A 4,200-nucleotide genomic window follows, 5' to 3' on the forward strand; every position below is an offset into this window, starting at 1 on the left:
AATATATAGTTTGCGACAAAAGCACCAATCATAATCACAGGATAAAGCTTGTTTTTCTCTTTTAAGAGACCACTGCCCATTTCGAAGCATACGGATGCAATAACAGCACCGACTCCTGCCTGCATTCCTTCTAACATAAGAGATACAATCAGATTAGTCTTAAATATTTCATAAAAGACAGAAATGACAGATATGATTACAAAAGGAGGAATAATTGTGGCTAGTACAGAAATGAATATACCAAGTAGTCCTGCCATCTTATATCCAACTACAATAGCTCCATTGACCGCAATAGGGCCTGGTGCACTTTGCGCAATAGCGACTAAATCTAACATCTCATCTTCATCAATCCAGTTGTATTCATCAACAAACTTCTTTCTCATTAAAGAGACGATGACATATCCACCTCCAAAAGTAAAAGCACTTAAGTAGAGAGTAGACAAGAAGAGCTTCACTAATTTATTCTTCAAAGTATTCACCTTCCTATGTTCAGTATTATACATTTTAGGTATGAAAAAAACCAGTTTCTCAACTGGCTTAACATTCACACCCTACAAGTAGTCCACCTATTTCAGCATAATAAGTACATAGACCACCCATTGGATATACAATAATATCTGCATGTGGATAAAGCTCTAAAATCTTATCTCTGACATTATGTGCAAGTTTTAAATTATCTGCATGTGAGATACGTACCTTACCACCATGGTATCCTGCATTTTCAAGATGTTCAATCATAGATTTCACAACTTTCTTTTCACCACGACATTTACTGATCTGCTGGATCGTACCTTCTTCACTGGCTGTTGCGAAAATAGAAATATTTAATACACCAATCGCAGAAGCAACTGCTTTACTTACACGTCCATTCATCGCAAAGTTATGTAATGATTTTAATGCGAAGAATAATCTAGTATGATTAAGATAGTCCTGTCCTTTTTCTACAATTTCTTCAAATGTTAGATCTTCTTCAATCATTTCTTTTAATTTTTCAATAAGTAATCTCATTTCAGGACCTGTAGATAAACTATCAAATACATGTATCTTTACATTTTCATTTTCTTCTTCATAAATACCTTTGGCTGTCATGGCAGAGTTATAAGTGCCTGACATAGCACCAGTTAAAGTGACGACAAACACTTCATCATATCCTTCATAACAATCTAACCAAGACCCAACACTTGGACATGCAGTATGGGAAACACCTTTATACTTTGCAAGGTCTTCAGACATTAAACGTACATCTAGTTCCTGATTGTCTACATAGTGTTTATTATCAGTAGAAATAGTCATCGGTGCTACCGAAAAATCTACGCCATTTAATTCCCATATATCACAAGATGAGTCAGTTACAATTTTTCTTTTCATGCGAAAAACCTCCCTAACAATGCTATTGTAGTTTAAATTGTGAAATGATACAATTTACAAAGAGAAAGTTTATGTAAATATTTGTTCAGAGGTGCAGTTTATGGACGTAAATAAGAAAACACAAAGAAATAGATTTACAAGAATGTGTATAGGAGAAGCGATTGTAGAACTTATGAAGAGAGATCCTCTAGATAAGATTACAGTAAGCCAGATTGCGAAAAAAGCAGGTATTTCACGTATGACTTATTATCATTATTATGATTCTAAGGTGAATGCGATAGAAGACTATCTACGCGAAATCATTATTCAATATTTGACAGAACATAAAAAACGTCCTAAAGGAGAACGTTTTATGGAATATTCGCATATCTTGTTTTCAATAGAATTCTTTGATCAGTATGCGACATTCTTTATTATCATGGAAAGACAAGGTCTTTATTCTGTATTAGTGAATGCAGTCAACCATTTCATGGTAGAACTCTATTCTGATCATAAAGAAATGATTTATCGTGCGTATTACTATGCAGGTGCTTTACTCAATACATTTATTAATTGGGAAAAGACAGGAAAACTTGTTCCTGCACAGGAAGTAGCCAAGATGATTAGTGAAAGTGCACCAAAGATGTCTTAATAATGAGGCATCTTTTTTTTCATATCTTTTAATTTATCTAATGCGGCAAGAAGTGTTTCATCCTTCTTTGCGAAATGAAAACGAATGAGGTGATTTACATTTTCTTTAAAGAAGCTAGAACCAGGAACAGCCCCTACACCCACAATACGAGCAAGATCTTCACAGAACTTCACATCGTCGTCATAACCAAATTCAGATATATCTACAAGGACATAATAAGCACCTTGTGGCTCAGTATATTTAATACCAAGTTCTCTTAAACCATTACAGAATAAATCTTTCTTATGTGTATATAATGCCTGTAGTTCTTTATAATAGTCTTCTCCAAATTCAAGTCCTACAACGGCTGCTTCCTGTAATGGTGCACTTGCACCAACTGTTAAGAAGTCATGTACTTTCTTTGCGACATCGATAATATGTTCTGGCGCAATAATATAACCTAAACGCCATCCAGTAATAGAATAAGTTTTACTAAGTGAACTACATGAAATAGTTCTTTCAAACATACCTGGAAGAGAGGCAAAATACACATGTTTATTTGGTGCATAGACAATATGTTCATAGACTTCATCCGTAATAACATATGTATCATACTTCACTGCAAGTGAGGCAATATATTCTAATTCTTCTCTAGTAAAAACCTTACCACATGGGTTAGAAGGGTTACAAAGAATCAATGCTTTAGGATGCTGTTTAAAGGCATCTTCTAATTCTTTCTTATCAAAGTTGAATAGTGGAGGATGTAATGGAACATAAATAGGTTTGGCATCAGATAAAATTGCATCAGCCCCATAGTTTTCATAAAAAGGTGAAAATACAACAACCTTATCTCCTGGATCACAGACAGTCATCATGGCACACATCATGGCTTCTGTAGAACCACATGTCACAACGATATTCTTGTTAGGATCGATAGGTAAACCCATGTATTTCTCTTGTTTATGAGCCAATGCTTCTCTAAAGTTCTGTGCACCCCAGGTAATCGCATATTGATGATAATCTTCATGAGACACTTCAGCCAAACGATCACATATTTCTTTAGGTGGATCAAAATCAGGAAATCCCTGAGATAAATTAATAGCGTTATATTTCAAACATACTCTTGTCATTCTTCTTATGACTGAATCAGTAAATGTATCAGTACGATGAGATAAATTCATAAAACCAACTCCTTTTTCAAATAAATTATCACAATGATTAATATTTGTCACGTAAAATGAATGATAAGATATGAATTCTCTGAAGTTGATTGTTGTTTATGATATGATGAATATATATGAGAGGAGAATAGTATGAGTAGTATTGATTTACATATGCATAGTTTCTATAGTGATGATGGTGAATATACACCTACACAGTTAGTCGATATGTGTCACCAGTCAGGTATCCAGATTATGGCTATTGCGGATCATAACTGGATTAAAGCCAATAATGAAGCATCTTTAAGATGCAAGGAATTAGGTATGAATTATATACCAGCCATTGAAGTAGATTGTACCTATAAGGGTGTGAATCTTCATGTTGTGGGATATGGTGTTGATGATTCAGAAGAGTTTAACAAGTTAGGTGAAAGCATTGAGAAACAGGAACAGGCATGCAGCTTAAAGAAACTAGAATTGACTAATAATCTAGGCTTTGAATTAGAGAAAGTACAATTAGATGCTTTATCTTCTAACGGTGTCTATACAGGTGAAATGTTTGGTGAAGCATTATTAAATGATCCACGTTATTTAAATAATGAATTACTTAAACCATATCGTGAAGGTGGGTCTAGAAGTGATAATCCTTTTGTGAATTTCTATTGGGATTATTATGCACAGGGGAAACCTTGTTATACAGAGATTAAGTTTCCTACATTAGAAGAGACAATTAAACTGATTAATGAACATGGTGGAGTCGCAGTGCTAGCTCATCCTGGGAATAATCTGAAAGGACAGTTTGAATTACTAGATGAAATGGTTAAACTAGGATTACAGGGGGTTGAATGTTTCTCTAGTTATCATCCAGAAGAAGTGAATCAATACTTCTATAATAAGGCAAAAGAACTGAATATTCTTTATACATGTGGTAGTGATTTCCATGGTAAAACAAAACCTTCTATTAAGTTAGGTGGACATCATAGTCAAGTAGAAGAAGAGATAAAAGAAAACTTAAAGAAGTATCATTTAATCTAAGGAAAGTGAAAGCTTTCCTTTTTTGAG

General features: G+C 34.1%; 5 protein-coding genes. 2 read left to right on the forward strand and 3 right to left on the reverse strand.

Translation table 11 applies throughout. The features are described from left to right. Both B2S90_RS04365 and B2S90_RS04370 read right to left on the reverse strand, forming a co-directional pair. Positions 1-503 (reverse strand): chromate transporter (locus B2S90_RS04365; protein ID WP_286696586.1); only part of this gene is annotated, 503 nt, incomplete at its 3' end. 34 nt (positions 504-537) lie between these two features. Further along, positions 538-1,368 (reverse strand): DegV family protein, encoded by an 831-nt coding sequence (locus B2S90_RS04370; RefSeq protein WP_278861129.1) that lies wholly within the window; start codon positions 1,366-1,368, stop codon positions 538-540. A 100-nt stretch (positions 1,369-1,468) separates the two neighbouring features. Here B2S90_RS04370 and B2S90_RS04375 point away from each other — a divergent pair, with 100 nt between their 5' ends. Next, positions 1,469-1,999 (forward strand): TetR/AcrR family transcriptional regulator, encoded by a 531-nt coding sequence (locus tag B2S90_RS04375; protein WP_055233211.1) that lies wholly within the window; start codon positions 1,469-1,471, stop codon positions 1,997-1,999. Here B2S90_RS04375 and B2S90_RS04380 read toward each other — a convergent pair. Continuing rightward, entirely contained in the window at positions 1,996-3,159 is a 1,164-nt protein-coding gene (locus B2S90_RS04380) for a pyridoxal phosphate-dependent aminotransferase (protein ID WP_055233212.1), read from the reverse strand. The two genes, B2S90_RS04375 and B2S90_RS04380, sit on opposite strands and share 4 nt — an antisense overlap. Before the next feature lie 132 nt (positions 3,160-3,291). Between B2S90_RS04380 and B2S90_RS04385 the strand changes: the two genes are divergently transcribed. Further along, positions 3,292-4,173, forward strand: coding sequence for a PHP domain-containing protein (locus B2S90_RS04385; protein ID WP_286696587.1), 882 nt, complete (start codon positions 3,292-3,294; stop codon positions 4,171-4,173). Positions 4,174-4,200 lie beyond the last annotated feature (27 nt).

It is taken from the genome of Catenibacterium sp. UBA627, from assembly GCF_002299355.1.
GTDB classification, from domain to species: Bacteria; Bacillota_I; Bacilli_A; order Erysipelotrichales; family Coprobacillaceae; genus Catenibacterium; species Catenibacterium mitsuoka.

What these genes read in the sequence shown, in the direction of transcription:
- B2S90_RS04370 (WP_278861129.1), bottom strand. Translation starts at nt 1,368, where the DNA reads ATGAAAAGAAAAATTGTAACTGACTCATCTTGTGATATATGGGAATTA.
- B2S90_RS04375 (WP_055233211.1), top strand. Translation starts at nt 1,469, where the DNA reads ATGGACGTAAATAAGAAAACACAAAGAAATAGATTTACAAGAATGTGT.
- B2S90_RS04380 (WP_055233212.1), bottom strand. Translation starts at nt 3,159, where the DNA reads ATGAATTTATCTCATCGTACTGATACATTTACTGATTCAGTCATAAGA.
- B2S90_RS04385 (WP_286696587.1), top strand. Translation starts at nt 3,292, where the DNA reads ATGAGTAGTATTGATTTACATATGCATAGTTTCTATAGTGATGATGGT.